Source organism: Methylobacterium sp. ME121 (assembly GCF_000974725.1).
In the GTDB taxonomy this organism is placed as follows: Bacteria; Pseudomonadota; Alphaproteobacteria; order Rhizobiales; family Beijerinckiaceae; genus Methylobacterium; species Methylobacterium radiotolerans.
In genome coordinates this window covers 1-17,829 of the sequence record NZ_BBUX01000006.1, presented here as the reverse complement: position 1 = coordinate 17,829, position 17,829 = coordinate 1, and the positions used below count along the sequence as shown (strand labels likewise).

General features: G+C 71.6%; 17 protein-coding genes. 9 read left to right on the top strand and 8 right to left on the bottom strand.

What is annotated here, in order from left to right; translation table 11 throughout:
- Positions 1-191: 191 nt before the first annotated feature.
- The 4 genes from fchA to ME121_RS06790 all read right to left on the bottom strand — a co-directional run bounded on the left by fchA (position 192) and on the right by ME121_RS06790 (position 4,143).
- Positions 192-833 (bottom strand): methenyltetrahydrofolate cyclohydrolase, encoded by a 642-nt coding sequence (fchA, locus tag ME121_RS06805; RefSeq protein WP_029359841.1) that lies wholly within the window; start codon positions 831-833, stop codon positions 192-194.
- Between the two features lie 10 nt (positions 834-843).
- Positions 844-1,707 carry an NADP-dependent methylenetetrahydromethanopterin/methylenetetrahydrofolate dehydrogenase gene (locus ME121_RS06800; protein WP_012320603.1) on the bottom strand — a complete coding sequence of 288 codons (864 nt, stop codon included), beginning with the start codon at positions 1,705-1,707 and terminating at the stop codon, positions 844-846.
- A 179-nt stretch (positions 1,708-1,886) separates the two neighbouring features.
- On the bottom strand, positions 1,887-2,831 hold the full coding sequence (locus tag ME121_RS06795; protein WP_012320604.1) for a D-2-hydroxyacid dehydrogenase: 945 nt from the start codon (positions 2,829-2,831) through the stop codon (positions 1,887-1,889).
- A 103-nt stretch (positions 2,832-2,934) separates the two neighbouring features.
- On the bottom strand, positions 2,935-4,143 hold the full coding sequence (locus ME121_RS06790; protein ID WP_012320605.1) for an aminotransferase class V-fold PLP-dependent enzyme: 1,209 nt from the start codon (positions 4,141-4,143) through the stop codon (positions 2,935-2,937).
- Between the two features lie 519 nt (positions 4,144-4,662).
- Between ME121_RS06790 and ME121_RS06785 the strand changes: the two genes are divergently transcribed.
- The 3 genes from ME121_RS06785 to rnhB are packed head-to-tail and all read left to right on the top strand — an operon-like array spanning position 4,663 to position 7,272.
- Complete coding sequence (locus tag ME121_RS06785) at positions 4,663-5,478, top strand: UDP-2,3-diacylglucosamine diphosphatase (protein WP_024829183.1); 816 nt, start codon at positions 4,663-4,665, stop codon at positions 5,476-5,478.
- Between the two features lie 10 nt (positions 5,479-5,488).
- Entirely contained in the window at positions 5,489-6,535 is a 1,047-nt protein-coding gene (locus tag ME121_RS06780; RefSeq protein WP_024829182.1) for a glycosyltransferase family 4 protein, read from the top strand.
- 38 nt (positions 6,536-6,573) lie between these two features.
- Positions 6,574-7,272 carry a ribonuclease HII gene (gene rnhB, locus ME121_RS06775; protein WP_012320608.1) on the top strand — a complete coding sequence of 233 codons (699 nt, stop codon included), beginning with the start codon at positions 6,574-6,576 and terminating at the stop codon, positions 7,270-7,272.
- 15 nt (positions 7,273-7,287) lie between these two features.
- Here the strand turns inward: rnhB and ME121_RS06770 are convergent, their stop codons facing one another.
- Both ME121_RS06770 and ME121_RS06765 read right to left on the bottom strand, forming a co-directional pair.
- Positions 7,288-9,390: a methyl-accepting chemotaxis protein gene (locus ME121_RS06770; RefSeq protein ID WP_059408563.1), complete on the bottom strand. Its 2,103-nt coding sequence runs from the start codon at positions 9,388-9,390 to the stop codon at positions 7,288-7,290.
- 745 nt (positions 9,391-10,135) lie between these two features.
- Complete coding sequence (locus ME121_RS06765; protein WP_058607417.1) at positions 10,136-11,251, bottom strand: PA0069 family radical SAM protein; 1,116 nt, start codon at positions 11,249-11,251, stop codon at positions 10,136-10,138.
- 157 nt (positions 11,252-11,408) lie between these two features.
- Here ME121_RS06765 and ME121_RS06760 point away from each other — a divergent pair, with 157 nt between their 5' ends.
- The gene (locus tag ME121_RS06760) at positions 11,409-11,939 is read left to right on the top strand and encodes a hypothetical protein (protein ID WP_083461000.1); all 531 of its coding nucleotides are present in this window, start codon (positions 11,409-11,411) and stop codon (positions 11,937-11,939) included.
- Between the two features lie 149 nt (positions 11,940-12,088).
- Positions 12,089-13,537, top strand: a complete 1,449-nt coding sequence (locus ME121_RS06755) for an amino acid permease (protein ID WP_012320612.1) — start codon at positions 12,089-12,091, stop codon at positions 13,535-13,537.
- A gap of 7 nt (positions 13,538-13,544) precedes the next feature.
- Here the strand turns inward: ME121_RS06755 and moaB are convergent, their stop codons facing one another.
- Entirely contained in the window at positions 13,545-14,102 is a 558-nt protein-coding gene (moaB, locus tag ME121_RS06750) for a molybdenum cofactor biosynthesis protein B (RefSeq protein WP_012320613.1), read from the bottom strand.
- 155 nt (positions 14,103-14,257) lie between these two features.
- Between moaB and maiA the strand changes: the two genes are divergently transcribed.
- From maiA to ME121_RS06730, 4 genes are all read left to right on the top strand, one after another.
- The gene (gene maiA / locus ME121_RS06745) at positions 14,258-14,905 is read left to right on the top strand and encodes a maleylacetoacetate isomerase (RefSeq protein WP_043074248.1); all 648 of its coding nucleotides are present in this window, start codon (positions 14,258-14,260) and stop codon (positions 14,903-14,905) included.
- A gap of 140 nt (positions 14,906-15,045) precedes the next feature.
- A complete protein-coding gene (locus ME121_RS06740; protein ID WP_053621509.1) occupies positions 15,046-16,377 on the top strand; it encodes an NAD(P)/FAD-dependent oxidoreductase in 1,332 nt (443 codons plus the stop codon).
- A 65-nt stretch (positions 16,378-16,442) separates the two neighbouring features.
- On the top strand, positions 16,443-16,754 hold the full coding sequence (locus tag ME121_RS06735; RefSeq protein WP_012320616.1) for an EthD family reductase: 312 nt from the start codon (positions 16,443-16,445) through the stop codon (positions 16,752-16,754).
- A complete protein-coding gene (locus ME121_RS06730; RefSeq protein WP_059408562.1) occupies positions 16,751-17,065 on the top strand; it encodes a hypothetical protein in 315 nt (104 codons plus the stop codon). The genes ME121_RS06735 and ME121_RS06730 overlap by 4 nt, the downstream gene beginning before the upstream one ends.
- Positions 17,066-17,098: 33 nt before the next feature.
- On the opposite strand, the gene ME121_RS06725 is transcribed toward ME121_RS06730, so the two are convergent.
- Positions 17,099-17,829: response regulator (locus ME121_RS06725; protein ID WP_491892823.1), on the bottom strand; the 731-nt coding region annotated here is incomplete at its 5' end.

Below are 17,829 nucleotides of genomic sequence, written 5' to 3'. Positions count from 1 at the left end.
CGCTCCGTCATCGCGAGCGCACCGAAGTGACCCAGGGCAGCGCGACTTCTGAGATCGTACCGCCGACGGGATTGCTTCGCTTCGCTCGCGGAGACGGCGGCGTCGACGGGATCAACCGGACACGCTGTCCAGCTTGGCGCCGCCGCAGCGGGCACGCGCCCTCCCCCTGCGAAGGACGGAGGGCGGCCCTCTCAGTTGACCTTGGCCTTCACGATCCCGTAGACCTTCTCGGTCAGCGCACCGGCCTCGCCGAGCAGCTCCTCGAGCTCCTTCAGCCGCTCGTCGGCGAAGTCGCGGTCCTCGAGACCCTTGGCGTTGACGTAGACGTTGAGCGCCGCGCTGCGCAGGCCGGCATAGGCGGAGAGCACCGCCACGCCGGCGTCCGACACGACGTTGAGATTGCCCTTGTCGGCGGTGATGGCCGCGAGGTCGATCACCGCGCGGCAGGCCCGGCAGCAGGCGAGCGGCACGTCGCAGGCGGTCTTGAGCGCCGCCTGGATCTTCTCGGCGCGGGCCGCCTTCTCGTCGTCGGTGGCCTTGGGCAGCCCGTAGGCGCCCATGACGGCGTCGAAGGCCTGGACGTCCTCGCCGATCATGCCGGTGAGCACGACCCGCAGGCCCTCGGACTTGGCCAGGACGTCCTTCAGCTCGGCCTCGACCTCGACGTACTTCTTCTTGCCGATGGTGAGGTTGCAGACCATCGACACCAGGGCCGCGCCCATGGCGCCGGAGATCGCCGCCGCGCCGCCGCCCCCGGGGGTCGGGGCGGCGCTCGCCAGCTCCGTCAGGAACTTCTCGATGCTGTCGCCCTCGGGGCGATGCGTCTCGGTCACCGGCGCCTCCTCAAGCCATCGTCTTGGCGAGGGCGTAGATCTCCTCGGCGTCGAGCACCTTGTCGGTGCTCTCGAAGAGCTGGCCGACGCAGGCCCGGTGCAGCTTGAGCTTCAGCCCGCCGATGCCGAGCGCGCCGAAGGCCTGCTTGCCGTTGCGGTCCTTGCCCTTGTCCATCACGTCGATGCCGCCGATGCCCGTCGGAGGCTGGGCGTTGTAGTCGGCGACGAACTCGATGGACGATTCCTGCGCCCAGGCGGATTCGGGCAGCAGCTCGACGCCGATCGCGCCGGCCGTGAACACGAGGTTGGTGCCCTTCACCAGGGCGACGCGGGAGGCCTCGTCGGGGGTCGCGGCGGCCTTCACGTTGACCTTGAAGCGCTTGTTGATCTGGTCCGCGGCGGCCTGGGTTTTGTCGAGGGCGCGGCCCGCGATGGTGACCTCGGCGCCCTCGCCAGCGAGCAGAGCGGCCGAGCGCATGCCGACCGGCCCGGTGCCCGCCAGCACGACGGCCTTCTTGCCCTGGAGCGAGCCGGCGGCCTTGGCCACCAGCGCGACGCCCGCGGCGGCCGTGGTGTTGGAGCCGTTGGAATCGAGCATCACCGAGACCCGGAACGGGCCGAAGAAGCGCTTCTTGACGGCGGTGAACAGTTCCTCGCCGGCCGCCATGCTGCCCCCGCCGACGAAGATCGCCGTCGACTTCTTCTCGGAACCGCCGCGGGTGTAGATCGTGCCGTCCACGAGCGCGCCGACATTGTCGGGATTCACGCCGCCGTAGCCGGTGATGTGGTCCGCGCCGCCGTCGTAGCCGACGACCGTGTCGAACACGTTCGGCACGGCATCGGTGTCGAACAGGAACAGCAGCTTCTTGGTCATTCTCTACCTCGGCCCAGGGTGGGCATCATCGACGTGAACACTCCACCCCGTCATTCCGGGTCCGCGAGGCGGGACCCGGAATCGAGACGCTCAGGTGGTTCTCTGCCGACACCGTCGGCGACACTGGGTTCCGAGCCCGCCCGCGGCGCCCCGGAATGATGGCGCGCTGCGCGCCGCCCTCAGCTCTCGACCACGTTCTGCGGCTTGCCCGCCACGAACGCCTCGACGTTGTCGACGAGTTGGTCGGCCAGGATCTGCATCGCCTCCTTGCTCGCCCAGGCGACGTGCGGCGTGACGATCAGGTTCGGCAGGTCGGCCTCGCACAGGATGTTGCCGTCCTTGGGCGGCTCCTGCGCCACCACGTCGAAGCCGGCGCCCGCGATGGTGCCGTCCCTGAGCGCTTCGAGCAGGGCCGCCTCGTCCACCAGCCCGCCCCGGGCCGTGTTGATGAGGATGGCGCTCTTCTTCATCTTCTTGAGCTCGGCGGCGCCGATCATCCCCTTGGTGTCCGGGGTCAGCGGCACGTGCAGCGTGATCACGTCGGACTGGGTGAGGATCGTCTCGAAATCCACGAGCCCGTCCTGCGGGAACACGTCGTAGGCGATGACCTTCATGCCGAGCGCCTCGGCGCGCTTGGCGATCGACTTGCCCAGCGCCCCGTAGCCGACGATGCCGAGGGTCGAGCCGGCGATGTCGTAGATCGGGTAATCGAAGTAGCAGAACTGCTTGGACTTCGCCCAGTCGCCGCGCCGCACCGAGTTGGCGTAGGGCACGATCGCCCGCCGCAGGGCGAACATCAGCCCGACCACGTGCTCCGGCACGGTGTTGAACGCGTAGTTGCGGATGTTGACGACCGTGACCCCCTGGGCCTTGGCCTGGGCCTTGTCGACCACGTCGGTGCCGGTGGCGGCGACCGCGATCAGCTTCAGGTCGGGGAGCTGCTTCAACGTCTCGGCCCGCATCGGGACCTTGTTGATCAGCGCGATCTCCGCCCCCTGGAGCCGCGAGACGATCTCTTCCGGCGTCCAGGTCGACTCGTGCTCGACGTATTCGTGGGGGAAGTTGAACGGTCGGACCCTGGCATCGAGGGACTCACGATCCAGGAACACGATCTTCTTGGTCATAGGACCCCTCTCGAACGACGGGCGGTTTCCTCGATAGTCTTGTTCTTACTTGCGCGTCGGGGCGGGCCCGGCAACCCGGTCCCGCCCCGATCGCGTGCGCAGTTCACGCCTTATGCAGCGGATTCTCGCGCAGGTAGCTGGAGGCGGCGGCGACGCCCGAGCCCGGCGTGACCTTGATGCCGCAATCGAGCATGGCCATCTCGGCGCCCGCGATGGCGCCCAGCAGCGACAGCTCGTTCAGGTCGCCGAGGTGGCCGATGCGGAACACCTTGCCGGCGACTTTCGACAGGCCGGCACCGAGCGACAGGTTGTAGCGCTCGTAGGCGTGGGTGATCACCTTGGCGGCGTCGGCACCCTCCGGCACCACGATCGCCGTGACCGTGTCGGAGTTCCACTTGGGCTCCTTGGCGCAGGGCTTGAGGCCCCAGGCCGCCACGGCCTGACGGGTCGCCTCGGCGAGCACGTGATGGCGGTGGTAGACGTTCTCCAGCCCCTCCTCCTTCACGATCGCCAGCGCCTCGCGCAGGCCGTAGAGCAGCGGCAGGACGGGGGTGTAGGGGAAGTAGCCGGTGGCGTTGGCGGCCAGCTGGTCCTTCCAGGCGAAGTAGGCGTGGCCGAGCCGGTCGTTGCGGCCGGTGCCGCCCTCGGCGATCTTGAGCGCCTTCGGGCTGATGCAGATCAGGCCGAGGCCGGCCGGGAGCATGAAGCCCTTCTGCGAGCCCGCGATGGCGCAGTCGACGCCCCACTCGTCCATCTTGAACGGCAGCGAGCCGATCGACGAGATGCCGTCCACGAACAGCAGCGCCGGGTGGCCGGCGGCGTCGATCGCCTTGCGCACCGCGCCGATGTCGCTGGTGACGCCCGTGGCGGTCTCGTTGTGGACGACCATCACGGCCTTGATGGCGTGGTCCTTGTCGGCGCGCAGCGCCTCCTCGATCTTCTGCGGGTCGGCGCCCGCGCCCCACTCCTCCTCCTGGACGATCACGTCGAGGCCGAGGCGCTGGGCCATGTCGACCCAGAGGTGGCTGAACTGGCCGTAGCGGGCGGTGAGCACCTTGTCGCCGCGGCAGAGGGTGTTGGACAGGGCCGATTCCCAGATGCCGGTGCCCGAGGACGGGAACAGGATGACCGTCCCGTTGGTCGAGCCGAACACCATCTTGGAGTCCTGCAGCAGCGGCTTCACCAGCTCGGGGAAGCTCGGCGACCGGTGATCCTCCGACGGCACGTGCATGGCGCGCAGGACGCGCTCCGGGATGTTGGTGGGACCCGGGATGAAGAGGTGGTTGCGACCGGGGCGCCGGGTTGCGGCCATGATGTTTCCTCCGAAAAGTCCATTGCGCGCGGGCGTGAACCCGCGCCGGGTTGTCCAAGCGTCCTCAGGGAGTCGGTCCGGCGCCGTCGAAAGCGGCTCGCGCCGCACCCCCTCGAACGCCATCCTCTGCCGTGATCGGGGGGTCTCCGCGGAGCGGCAGGCGGCCTCACGCCGCTCGCGTCGCGGCGCGCCCCCGCGCGCCGGTCGCCTCCGAATTGCCGTCCCGTCCAACGGCTCCAGGGCCGTCCTCGCCGCCTTCCTGTCAAGGTCCGGCCGTGCTCGTGCCGAGCGGCCGGTTCTTGGTATTATGAGGCGGTGAAGCTCGAAAGGAAAACCGGAAAAACTTCCGGAACTTGCCAAAAAAATTTTTTGTGCGACGCAACGAAGTCGAGCTCCGGTTGAGAGGCTTCGCGGCACCGCACACCGAAGTCTTTCCGCCCCGTCCGAACCCGCGTCATCAAACTGAGATCGGATCGCGCTCTGGATCCCGGCACCGTACAGCCGCCGGGAGAGGGTGCCGTGGCCGAGGTTGAGGAGATGCCGGTCCGCGTGCGGACGCTGTTCCTGTCCGACCTGCATCTCGGCACGCGCGGCTGCCAGGCCGGCCTGCTGCTGTCGTTCCTGAAGGACTACGACGCCGACACGATCTACCTCGTCGGCGACATCGTGGACGGCTGGCAGCTGCGCTCGGGCTGGTACTGGCCGCAGGAGCACAACGACGTCGTGCAGAAGCTCCTGCGCAAGGTCCGCAAGGGCGCGCGGATCGTCTACCTGCCGGGCAACCACGACGAGTTCCTGCGCGACTACGTGGGCACGAGCTTCGGCGGCATCGAGCTGGCCGAGACCGCGATCCACGAGGCGGCCGACGGCAAGCGCTACCTCGTCATCCACGGCGACCAGTTCGACATGGTCGTGCGCCACTCGCCGTGGCTCGCCCATCTGGGCGACGGCGCCTACACGCTGGCGCTCTCGCTCAACACGCTGATCAACAAGGTGCGGCGGCGTCTCGGCCTGTCCTACTGGTCGCTCTCCGCCTGGGCGAAGCTGCGCGTCAAGAACGCCGTGAGCTTCATCGGCCGCTTCGAGACGATCCTGGCCGAGGAGGCGCGCCGCCAGGGCGCCGACGGGGTGATCTGCGGCCACATCCACCACGCGGCCGACCGGCCGATCGGCGACCTGCGCTACCTCAACACCGGCGACTGGGTGGAATCCTGCACGGGGCTCGTGGAGCACTACGACGGCCGCATCGAGGTGCTGCACTACCCGAGCCTCCTGCGGGCGCGGGCGGCCGAGATCGTGCCGCAGACCCTGCCGGGCCGGCGCGCGGTGGCGTGAGGGCGCCGCCGTGAAGCTCCTGATCGCCAGCGACGCGTGGCACCCCCAGGTGAACGGCGTCGTGCGCTCCCTCGAGCAGATGGTCCGCCGCGCGCCGGAGCACGGCTTCGCCACGGCCCTGCTGTCGGTGGCGGATTTCCGCTCGCTGCCGCTGCCAGGCTACCCCGAGATCCGCCTCGCCTATGCCGGGCGCGAGCGGGTGGCGGCGCGCTGGCGGGCCGAGCGGCCGAGCCACGTGCACATCGCCACGGAGGGGCCGGTGGGCCTCGCGGCGCGCCGGCACTGCCTCGCGCACGGCCTGCCCTTCACGACGAGCTACCACACGCGCTTCCCGGAATACCTCGCCGCCCGCGCCCCGGTGCCGGAGGCGTGGTCCTACGCGTATCTGCGCCGGTTCCACGGCGCCGCCCGGGGGACGATGGTCAGCACCGCCTCGCTCCAGGGCGAGCTCGCGGCGCGGGGCTTCGGCCGCCTGATGCGCTGGACTCGGGGCGTGGACACGGAGCGGTTCCGGCCGGCCGAGCCCGGGACGCCCGCGCCGGCGGAACTCGCCGGCCTGCCGGGGCCGCTGTTCCTCTACGTCGGGCGGCTGGCGGTGGAGAAGAACGTCGCGGCCTTCCTGAGCCTCAATCTGCCCGGCACGAAAGTGGTGGTCGGCGACGGGCCGGACCGCGCGCGGCTGCAGGCGCTCGCGCCGGAGGCCCGCTTCCTCGGCACCCGCACCGGCGCGGACCTCTCGGCCGTCTACGCGGCCTGCGACGTCTTCGTCTTCCCGAGCCTCACCGACACGTTCGGCATCGTGCTCCTGGAGGCGCTGGCCAGCGGCCTTCCGGTGGCGGCCTTCCCGGTGCCGGGCCCCAACGACGTCGTCGGCGGCACCCGGGTCGGGGTGCTCGACCCGGATCTGCGGGTCGCGGCGCTGGCGGCTTTGCGCCTGTCGCGCGCCGAGTGCCGGGCCGAGGCGCTGCGCTGCGGCTGGGACGTGAGCGCCCGGCAGTTCTTCGGCAACATCGTCGAGGCGCATGGCGGTGCCCGGAGCACCCGGGACGCCGCCTGACGCGTGACGGCGCCCGCGCGGGATGGCAGGACGGCGCGATGCCGTCCGCCAAATCGTTCGCCAAGCCGCACGCCAAGCCGCACGCCGGACCGCCCACTGGATCGACCGCCGGACCGCGCGCGTCCGTCAGGACCCGGTCCCCGGGCGCTGGCCCGTTCGATCCCGCCCGGGCCGCCGCGTATCCGGCGGCGATCGGCTGCGACGAGGTCGGGCGCGGCGCGCTCTGCGGACCGGTGGTGGTGGCCGCGGTCTGGTTCGATCCGACGGCGATCCCGCCCGACCTGCTCGCGGCCCTCGACGACAGCAAGCGCGTTCCCGAGCCGGTGCGGGAGCGGCTGGCGCCCCTGATCCGCGCCCACGCGCGGGTCGCGGTGGCGGCGGGATCGCGCGCCCTGATCGACCGGATCAACATCCGCGGCGCGACCCTCGACGCCATGGCGCGGGCGGTGGCGCGACTCGGCCTCGCCGCGCCCGTGCTGGTCGACGGGCGCGACGCCCTGCCGGGCCTGCCCGGCCGCGCCGTGATCGGCGGCGACCACCTCGTGCCGCAGATCGCCGCCGCCTCGATCGTCGCCAAGGTGCTCCGGGACCAGCTGATGCGGCGCCTCGCCCGGCGCCATCCCGGCTACGGCTGGGAGCGGAACGTCGGCTACGGGACGGCCGTCCACCGCGCCGGCCTGACGCAGCTCGGGCGCAGCGCGCATCACCGGCTCAGCTTCACCCGCGGGTTCGACTGAGCCGGGCAAGACGGGTCACGCGGCCCGGACGCCCGCCAGGAAGCGGTGGACCTCCGCGGCGAGTTCCTCCGACTGACGCGTGAGCGCTGTGGCGGCCGTGAGCACGTGGTCGGCCGCGCGCCCGGTCTGGTCGGCCGCCTGCGCCACCCCGGCGATGTTGCCGGTCACCTCCTGCGTGCCAACACTGGCCTGGGCGACGTTGCGGACGATCTCCCGCGTGGCCGCCCCCTGCTGCTCCACCGCGGCCGCGATGGCGGCGGCCACGGTGTCGATCTCGCCGATCCGGCCGGTGATCGTGCCGATCGCCCGCACCGCCTGACCGGTCACGGTCCGGATCTCGCCGATCTGCCGGCCGATCTCGTCGGTGGCGCGGCCGGTCTGAGCGGCCAGCTCCTTGACCTCGGTGGCGACCACCGCGAAGCCGCGCCCGGCCTGACCGGCCCGCGCCGCCTCGATCGTGGCGTTGAGCGCGAGCAGGTTCGTCTGAGCGGCGATGCCGGCGATCAGTTCGACGACGGCGTCGACCCGGGCGACGGACGCGTTGAGCGCCGCCACCAGGGCGGCCGTCTGGTCGGCCTCGCCGACCGCGATCCGGGCCAGTTCGGACGAGCCCTGGACCTGCCGGCCGATCTCCTGGACGGAGGTGCCGAGCTCCTCCACCGCGGCGGCGGCGGTCCTGACGCCGGCAGAGGCCTCCTCGGCGGCGGCGGCCACGGTATCGGACTGGCTGGCGGTCTCCTGGGCGGTCGTGGTCATCTGCCAGGCCGTGGTCTGCAGCTCGGTCGCGGCTGCGGAGACCTGCCCGACGATGCCGGCCACCGCCGCCTCGAAGGTCTGCGCCAGCGTGTGCGTCATCGTCCGGCGCTGCGCCTCCGCGGCGCGCGCCGCCTCGGCCGCGTCCGCCTCCAGGGCGCGGGTGCGGACGAGGTTGTCGCGGAAGACCTGCACGGCCGCCGCCATCGCGCCGATCTCGTCCCGCCGTCCGCGGGCCGGGATCTCCACGGCGACGTTCCCGGAGGCGAGCACCCGCATCGCCCGGATCATGGCCTGCAGCGGTCCGAGCACGCGGCGGAAGACCGTGACGGCGCCGACACCGGCGAGCACCACCGAGGCGGCCAGGAACAGGCTGGTGTGGAGCAGCGTCGCCTCCGCCTCCGCGGCGAGCGCCTGCGCGCGGGCGACCATCGCGTTCAGCGCCGCCTGGGCGAGGTCGGCGATGGTGTTGACCTCCCGCGTGTTGCGGTCACGCAGGTCCTGGATCGCGACGCCCGGCGACTGGCCCCGGCTCAGGGCCGCCCGCAGGGCCTGCCGCCGCGCCGCGACCTCGCCCTCGAAGTTGCTGGCGCCCGCCCTCACGAAGGCGTCCTGGACCTCCCGCGGCAGCGTGTCGTCCATGTGTTCGACGAGGTTCGCCCAGCTCGCCGCGACGCGGCCGCGCTCCTCGGCCTCGGCGAGGCGCTCCTCCTCGGACCAGCCCGTCCCCCGCGTCACGGCCGTCTCGGCCCGCGCCACGTTGCCGCCGATCGCGACCCGCGTGATCCAGGCGGCACGCTTGATGTCCAGGGCGCGGGCCAGCGCCGCGTCGCGGCGCGGGATCGTGACGTCGACGGCCCCGCTGGTCGCCGAGAGCGCGTCGAGCAGATCCCGGAAAGCGGTCGCGGCGACCTCCGCGGTCGCGGCGGCGCGCTCCGCGATCGGGACCGAGAGGGCCGCGTCGATCCGCGCGGACAGGCCGGTGACGGCCTCGTGCGCGCGTCGGAGCGGATCGACCGTCTTCGCCACCGCGGCGGTGTCGATCGCGCGCACCAGGATCAGGAGAGCCTCCAGCCGTTCGGTCCGGGTCGCGCGCTGTCGGGCGATCAGGGCCGCGTCGGCGGGCGGGATCCTGCCCGCGGCGATCAGCGCCTGCAGAGTCCGTGCCCGCTCGAGGCGCACGGCGAGCAGGACCTCGAGGAGGATCCGGCTGCCTTCCGTGAGCGCGACCACGCGGCGGCTCTCCCGCTCCTGCGCGCGGGCATCGTGTGCCGTCCGGGCGCCCGCGGCCAGCAGCATGGCGCTGAGTGAGAACAGGATCGCGCACAGGATCGTGCCGATCGAAGGACGCGGAAGACGCAGCATGAGGGTCGAGTTCTCTCTTCGCAGTGCGTCGAGACGTGCGGCCCGCCGCCGGGCTGCCCGGTTCGAGCAGGGCGGCCGGTCGGCCTCGGTCGCCGGAAAGGCTGAGCGACACGACGGCCCCCGGGGGCCGTGACCGCGCGATCCGGGGACGGCCGGACCCCCAGGGGCACCCCGACGCGGCGCCGGCCCGGTTCGCCCGGAGGGCGCGGCGAGGTCGCGGGCTCGCCGGCGATCCCGGTCCGGTCATCGGACAGGAAGCGCGCCCGGTCGGCATCGAGGTCGGCGTCCCGAGACTCCACCGCCTCAAGGGAGGCCGGCAGCCGCGACCGGCCGCATCGGGCAGGGCCGCGGAGCGCGGCTCGCCCGCGACCGGATCACCGCGCGCGCGGTACAGAGGTGCGATCGGAGGACACAAACGCCGAACACAATCCCTTTTCTACGCATAGCATCGACCTCAATATCTTGCATTAATACAATATATTAATCGCTGTGGACTCATTATGCACCACGAAAGCTCATCGTTCCCGGCATTTGACTCACAAAACAACAGATGTCAACCTTACGTTCCTAGGTTGAGCGTCATAGAATATCACGCTATAAAAAACATTCACAACCGCGGAACAAATATAACTTGTATTTAATATATTGACGACGATCATGGAACAACTACTGAATTTATCGAGGAGATATGGTGATCGGGCAGATCCGCCGCCTCGCGCGCGGGCTACACCGCGTCGGTCGCGTTTCAGAGCAGCACAAGCTGCGAGCCGGGCTTGCGGAACGCGTCGCGGTTCAGATCCATCCGTCCGAAGGCGAAGCCGAGACGGGTGCCGGCGAGTCGGACCCGCTGGCCGATCATCGCCGCGTAGGCCCCCTCCCCGCGGAAGCGGTGGCCGAAGCGCGGGTCGTTCTCGCGCCCGCCCCGGGCGTCCCGCAGGAGTGCGAAGGCCCGCGCCCGGCGCTCCGGATAGTGCTCGGCGAACCAGTCGGCCACGAGGTCGGCGACTTCGCCGGGGAGGCGCAGCAGCGCGTGGCCGATGCGGCTCGCCCCGTGCGCGCGCGCCTCGTCCAGGATCGACTCGATCTCGTGATCGGTCAGGCCGGGGATGATCGGCGAGACGTTGACCATGACGGGCACTCCCGCCGCGCTCAGCGCCCGCATCGCCGCGAGCCGCTTGTCCGGCCGCGGCGCCCGCGGGTCGAGGCGGCGGGCGAGGTCCGGATCCAGCGTCGGCAGCGAGATCGCCGCCAGCACGAGGTCGTCCGCCGCCATCTCGGCCAGAAGGTCGAGGTCGCGCAGCACGAGGTCCGACTTGGTGGTGATGCTGACGGGATGGCGGGCCTCTCGCAGCACCTCCAGCACCCCGCGGGTGAGCCGGTGCTCCCGCTCGACCGGCTGATAGGGATCCGTGGCGGTGCCGAGGGCGATCGTCTCTGGCCGGTAGCCCGGCGCGGCGATCTCGCGGGCGAGGAGCCGGGCGGCGTCCGGCTTGGTGAAGATCCGCGACTCGAAATCGAGCCCCGGCGAAAGGCCGAGCCAGGCATGGGTGGGGCGCGCGTAGCAGTAGATGCAGCCGTGCTCGCAGCCCCGGTACGGGTTGATCGACCGATCGAACGGGATGTCGGGCGAGCCGTTGCGCGCGATGATCCGGGCGGACCGCTCCGGCGTGACCTGCGTGCGCAGGGGCGCCGGAGGGTCCGCCGTCCAGGTCCCGTCGTGGAACGCCTCGCGCCGGGCGGATTCGTACCGGCCGGTCGGGTTGGCCGTCGCGCCGCGCCCGCGCCGGGCGGCCGGATCCGCGGCGCTCGTGCCGAGTCGCGTCACGGTCCCGGACGCGGTTCCGTCGCGCGTGTCCACCATCCCGACTCGCCCCACTCCGGAAACGGATCGGAACATACAACGAACAAACCGCCGGCGATCGCCTCTTTTTCAGGCAAATCCGGCTCCGCGGCCCGTCCGGGCAGCGGCGCGTCCGCGCGGAGACGGCAGGGCAGTTTACGGCGCCGCAGAATCGTCTATGCGCGCGCTCATGCTCTCCGCCGTGACCTATCTGGCCGACCCGGCCGAGCCGGACGCGATCGATCGCCTGGCCGACACGCTCAGCGTGCTCGTCTCCGGCGTGGCCGGCGGCCTCGTCGGCGACGCGGTGATCGTCGCGGGCCGCGAGAGCGAGGCCGTGGCGGCCGTCGCGGAGGCCACGGGTGCGACCCTCGTGCTGCACCGGGGCGGCAATCCCTACGCGGCGGGCGCCGTCGCGGCCCGGCGGGACTGGATCCTGTGCCTGGAGGCGGGCGACGTCCCGGCCGAGGGCTGGATCCGCACCCTCGACCGCTTCGTCGGGACGGCGCGGCCGGAGACGGCGCTCGGCCGCCTGCACCGCCCGGCCGGGGGTTGGCTCGGCCGCCTCGTCAGGCGCGCGGAGACCGTCGCCGGCGCCCGGCAGGCCCGGGCCGGCGACGTCGTCCGGCGCGAGGCCCTGCGGGCCGAGGGCGCGTTCGCGGGCCGCCTCAAGGTCAGGCCGCTGATCGCCCGGATCGAGCGCGCCTGACCGGAAGAATCGCGACCGTGCGAATCTTGCGCCGGCTCACGTTGTTGTCGGTCGATTCGCCGCTACAACTCTGGAAGCGCGGCAGAAACGGCGCCGCCTCCGGCCGTGTCGACGCGCGCTGAATCTCCCCGACTTGGAAGGATGGTGCCATGGATTCGTCGGGCCTGATGGGGCGGAAGTCGGTCGACGACATCGTCGAGAGCGGCGAGGGCGAGCAGCAGCTCTCGAAGTCGCTCGGCGCCCTCTCGATCACCGCGATGGGTATCGGGGCGATCATCGGCGCCGGCATCTTCGTCCTCACCGGCACCGCCGCGGCCCAGTATGCCGGGCCGGGGATCATGCTGTCCTTCGTGCTCGGCGGCATCGCCTGCGCCTTCGTCGGCCTCTGCTACTCCGAGATGGCCGCGCTGATCCCGGTCGCCGGCTCGAGCTACACCTACACCTACGCGACGCTCGGCGAGTTCTTCGCGTGGCTGATCGGCTGGGACCTGATCCTCGAATACGCCATGGGCGCCGCCACCGTGGCGGTCGGCTGGTCGGGCTACATGACCAGCATCCTCAAGAGTGTCGGCATCGTGATCCCCGCGCAGTTCGCCAACGCGCCGGGCACGCCGATCGAGGGCGGCGGGACCGCCCTGTTCAACCTGCCGGCCGTGCTGATCGTGGCGCTGATCACGATCCTGCTGATGCGGGGCACGAAGGAATCGGCGCGCTTCAACAACGTCATGGTCGCGGTGAAGCTCACCGTCGTGATCGCCTTCATCGTTCTCGGCTGGAGCCATGTGAACGCCGCGAACTGGAGCCCGCTGATCCCCGAGAACGACGGGACCTTCGGACATTTCGGCACCAGCGGCGTCCTGCGCGGCGCGGGCGTGGTGTTCTTCGCGTTCATCGGCTTCGACGCGGTCTCGACCGCCGCCCAGGAGGCGCGCAGACCCCAGAAGGACATGCCGATCGGCATCCTGGGCTCGCTGGCGGTCTGCACGATCCTGTACGTGCTCGTCGCCGCCGTGCTCACCGGGCTCGTGCCCTACAAGGAGCTGAACGTCCCGGACCCGATCGCCAAGGGCGTCGACGTGATCGGCATCGGCTGGTTCGCCCTCCTGATCAAGCTCGGGGCGCTGACCGGGCTGACCACGGTGATCCTCGTCCTGCTCTACGGCCAGAGCCGGATCTTCTTCACCATGGCCCAGGACGGCCTGCTGCCGAAGATGTTCTCCCACGTCCACCCGACCTACCAGACGCCGTATCGCAGCCAGGCGCTCATCGGGGCCGCGGTCGCCGTGGTGGCGGCCCTGGTGCCGATCCACATCCTCGGCGAGATGGTCAGCATCGGCACGCTCGCCGCCTTCATCCTCGTCTGCGGCTCGGTGCTCTACCTGCGGCGCGCCGAGCGCCACATGAAGCGGCCGTTCCGGGCGCCCGCCGTGCCGGTCGTGCCGATCCTGGGCATCCTGTCCTGCCTGCTCCTGATGATCGGCCTGCCCCTCGACACGTGGCTGCGGCTGGTGATCTGGATGGCGATCGGCCTCGTCGTGTACTTCTTCTACGGCCGCAAGCACTCTGTCCTGCGCCGCAAGGAGGGGAATCTGGCCTAGCGCCGCCTCACACGGTGAGGCTCGCGCCGCGCCGCAGGTGCTCGTCGAGGCGCGGCATGATCTCGACGAAGTTGCAGGGCCGGTGCCGGTAGTCGAGCTGCTGGGCCAGGATCCCGTCCCAGGCGTCGCGGCAGGCGCCGGGCGAGCCCGGCAGCACGAACACGTAGGTCGCCCGCGCGACCCCCGCGGTGGCGCGGGATTGCAGGGTCGAGGTGCCGATCTTGTCGTACGAGATCCGGTGGAACACGGCCGAGAAGCCGTCCATGCGCTTCTCGAACAGCGGCTCCAGCGCCTCGGGGGTGACGTCGCGGCCGGTGAAGCCGGTCCCGCCGGTGGTGATCACCACGTCGACGCCGGGATCGCGCAGCCACGCCTCCACCCGCTCGCGGATCGCCGGGATCTCGTCCGGAACGATGGACCGGGCCGCCAGACTGTGCCCCGCCTCGGTGAGGCGCTGGGTCAGGGTGTCGCCCGAGCGGTCGTCCTCCGGACGGCGCGTGTCGGAGACGGTCAGGACCGCGATGTTCAGGGGAATGAAGCGGCGGGCGTCGGTCTGATCGGCCATCGTGCGGGCTCTCCGGTGCGGGAGACCGATATGGGCCCGGCGGGACCGCTTGTCGCCCCCGGGGGCCGCCGCGCCCGCGCCCCCCCCGCGCCCCCCCTTGCGGCCCGCCGCAAACTCGGCTGTGCTCGTCCGGCCCCGTCGGAGATCGCTCACCCATGCACATGTACGGCAACTGGCGCTCGGCCGCGGCTTTCCGGGTGCGGATCGCCCTGAAGCTGAAGGGCATCGCGTACGAGGAGACCTTCATCGACCTCGACGCGGGCGACCAGCACAAGCCGGAGTTCCGCAGGATCAACCCACAGGGCGCGGTGCCGGCGCTGTTCGACGGCGACGGCCCGCCGCTCACCCAGTCGCTGGCGATCCTCGACTACCTGGAGGAGACGCGGGACGGCGTCCGCCTCCTGCCCGAGGAGCCCCGGGCGCGGGCCCGGGCCCGCTCGCTGGCGCAGGTGGTCGCGTGCGACACCCACCCGCTCTACGTGCCCCGGGTGCGCACCTTCCTGATGGAGCATTACGGCCTGCCCCGGGAGCGCATGCTGGATTTCCTGCGCAACGCCTTCGAGACCGGCCTCCGGACCCTGGAGACGCGCCTCGCCACCGAGCCGGGAACGGGCCGGTTCTGCCAGGGCGATTCGGTGAGCCACGCCGACCTCTGCCTAGTCAGCCTCTGGGTCGGGACGGGCATCTTCGGCATCGACACGGCGGCCTACCCGACGGTCGCGCGAATCGGCGAGGCCTGCCTCGCCCTGCCGGCGGTCGCGGAGGCACACCCGCTGCGCCAGCCGGGCGCCCCGCAGGGGTGACCGGGCTCCGCGCGCCGCCCGCCCGGTGCGCGACGTCGCACTCGTGACCGGGGGTCGCGGCCGGCGATGTGGTATTCGGCAACCCAGGCCGTGTAAGGAGGCCGGCGACTGATCCCGGTCCGGGGGGAGAAAGAGTGTCGATGGCATCCGTCGAGAACGAGTCGGGCCTTCATCGCGTCGTGGTAGTCGGCGGCGGCGCCGCCGGACTGCAGCTGGTCACGAAGCTCGGCGACAAGCTCGGGCGCGGCAAGCGCGCGCACGTCACCCTCGTGGACCGCGCCCGGACGCATATCTGGAAGCCGCTGCTCCACGAGGTGGCGGCCGGCAGCCTCGACGTCGGCCACCACGCGGTGGATTACCTGCACCACGCCCACATGCACGGCTTCCGCTACCGGATCGGGCGGATGACCGGGCTCGACCGGGAGGCGCGCACGATCCAGCTCGCCGCGAGCTACGACGCGGAAGGGCGCGAGGTCACGCCCGAGCGCGCCGTCCCCTACGACACGCTGGTGATGGCGGTGGGCTCCACCACCAACGATTTCGGCACGCCGGGCGTCGCCGAGCACGCCATCGCCCTCGACACCCAGGACCAGGCGGTGCGCTTCCACCAGCGTCTGGTGAACGCCTCTCTGCGGGCGCACACGCAGGCCGGCCCGGTCCGGCCCGGGCAGCTCCACGTCACGGTGATCGGCGCGGGCGCGACCGGGACGGAGCTCGCCGCCGAGCTGCACCGGACCCTGCGCCACGTCGTCTCCACCGGGCTCGACAAGATCGACCCGGGCAAGGACATCCGCATCACCCTGGTCGAGGCCGCCGACCGGATCCTGCCGGCGGTGCCGCAGCGCCTCTCGGCGGAGGTGATGCAGCTCCTCAGCAAGATCGGCGTCGACGTGCGCGTGAAGGCGCGGGTCACCGAGGTCCGCGCGGACGGCGTGCAGCTCGCCGACGGCACCTTCATCCCGTCCGAGCTGGTCGTCTGGGCGGCGGGCGTGAAGGCGCCGCCCTTCCTGCAGGGCATCGGCGGCCTGGAGACGACGCGGACCAACCAGCTGGTGGTGACGCCGACGCTGCAGACGACCCGCGATCCCGACATCTTCGCCATCGGCGACTGCGCCTACCTGGTGGAGGCCGGATCCGACACGCCGGTGCCGCCGCGCGCGCAGGCGGCCCACCAGCAGGCGAGCCACCTGATCGGCCAGATCCCGGCCAAGATCGACGGCAAGCCGCTGAAGCCGTTCCGGTACAAGGATTTCGGCTCGCTGGTCTCCCTCGGCGAGTACTCGACCGTGGGCAGCCTGATGGGGTTCGTCCGCGGCAAGAACATGCTCATCGCCGGTCTGTTCGCCCGGATGATGTACCGCTCGCTCTACAAGATGCACGAGCGGGCGCTGCACGGCACGGCCAAGACCGCCCTCGACACCCTGGCCCGCGCGCTCACCCGGCGCACCGAGCCGCGGGTGAAGCTGCACTGACCGTCGCCGTACGAACCGAGGACGGGCGCCCGGATCGACCGGGCGCGCCACAGGAAGGAAACACCATGATCTTGGTAAGCGTGATGTACCCGGCCGGCCCGAGCTTCGACATGGGCTACTATCTCGGCCACCACATGCCGCTGGTGCGCGAGCGCTGGTCGTCCCTCGGCCTCCACGACGCGAAGGTCGTCAAGGGCGCCGGCACGCCGGACGGCGGCGCCGCCCCGTTCCAGGTGATGGCCCTGCTCACCTTCGAGTCGGTCGACGCCTTCAAGAAGGCCGTGGCCGCCCACGGCGAGGAGATCTTCGCCGACATCCCGAACTTCACCTCGGCGCAGGCCCAGGTCCAGCTCAACGACTTCGCGGAGAACCCGTGATCGACATCGTCAAGGCGGTGCAGGAGGCCGATCCGAGCCTCGGCACCTACGTGGTCGTGCTGCGCACCGACGCCCGGGCCCTCGACGGCCCGGAGCGCTTCACGCCGGAGGCGCAGGCCTGGATCGCCGAGAAGGCACCCGGCGGCCGGCTCGCCCGGGTGCGCGTCCTGCTGGCGCCCTATCCGGGCGCGGAGCCGGTCGCGCGCGAGGTCACCGTGGCGGCCTTCGCCGACGCGCGGGAGCTCGCCGCCTTCGCGACGACTTGGACCGGCGACCCGCTGCCCGAGGCCGACGCGGCGGAAGGCCCCTGAGAGCGGTGCGGCGCCGGCGGGCGCCGCACCGGGTCAGGCCGCGCGCAGCTGCCGGATGGCGCGGAGCGCGGTCGCCCGCTGGATCTCCAGGCGCCGGATCAGCGGCATCAGGTCGGCGCCGGCGTGGGCGGCGGCCTCCACCTCGCGGCAGAGGCTCGACAGCCCGACGAAGCCCAGGAGCCCGGCCGCCGCCACCAGGGCGTGCGCGTCGTGGGCGATCTGCAGGCGGTCGGTCTCGCTCGGCCGGAACCGTTCGGACAGCTCGTTGGCCAGGAGATCGAGCAGCGCCCCGACGCGGTCGGCCCCGAAGCTCGCCTCCATCTCGGTCAGCACAGCCGCGTCGAGCACCGCCGAATCCACCTGCGGCAGGCGGCGCGGCTCCTCGGCCCGCGCCGGCCGCCGCGCGCCCGGCGCCGTCCAGCGGCTGATCGTGGCGAAGAGGTCGGCCCGCCGGAACGGCTTGCCGACGTAATCGTCCATCCCGGCCTCGCGCAGCTCCTCGATCTGCGACGGCAGGACGTTGGCGGTCATGGCGACGATCGGGATGTCGCAGGCGGGCGGCGCCAGGGCGCGGATGCGGCGCGTGGCCGTGAGCCCGTCGACGCGGGGCATCTGGACGTCCATCAGCACGAGATCGTAGGCCCGGCCGGCCGCGACGGACGACCCGACGGCTGTGATCGCCTCGGCGCCGTCTCCGGCCACGTCCACCGCGTAGCCCTGGGATTCGAGCACCGCGCAGGCGAGCTCCTGGTTGAGCGGCACGT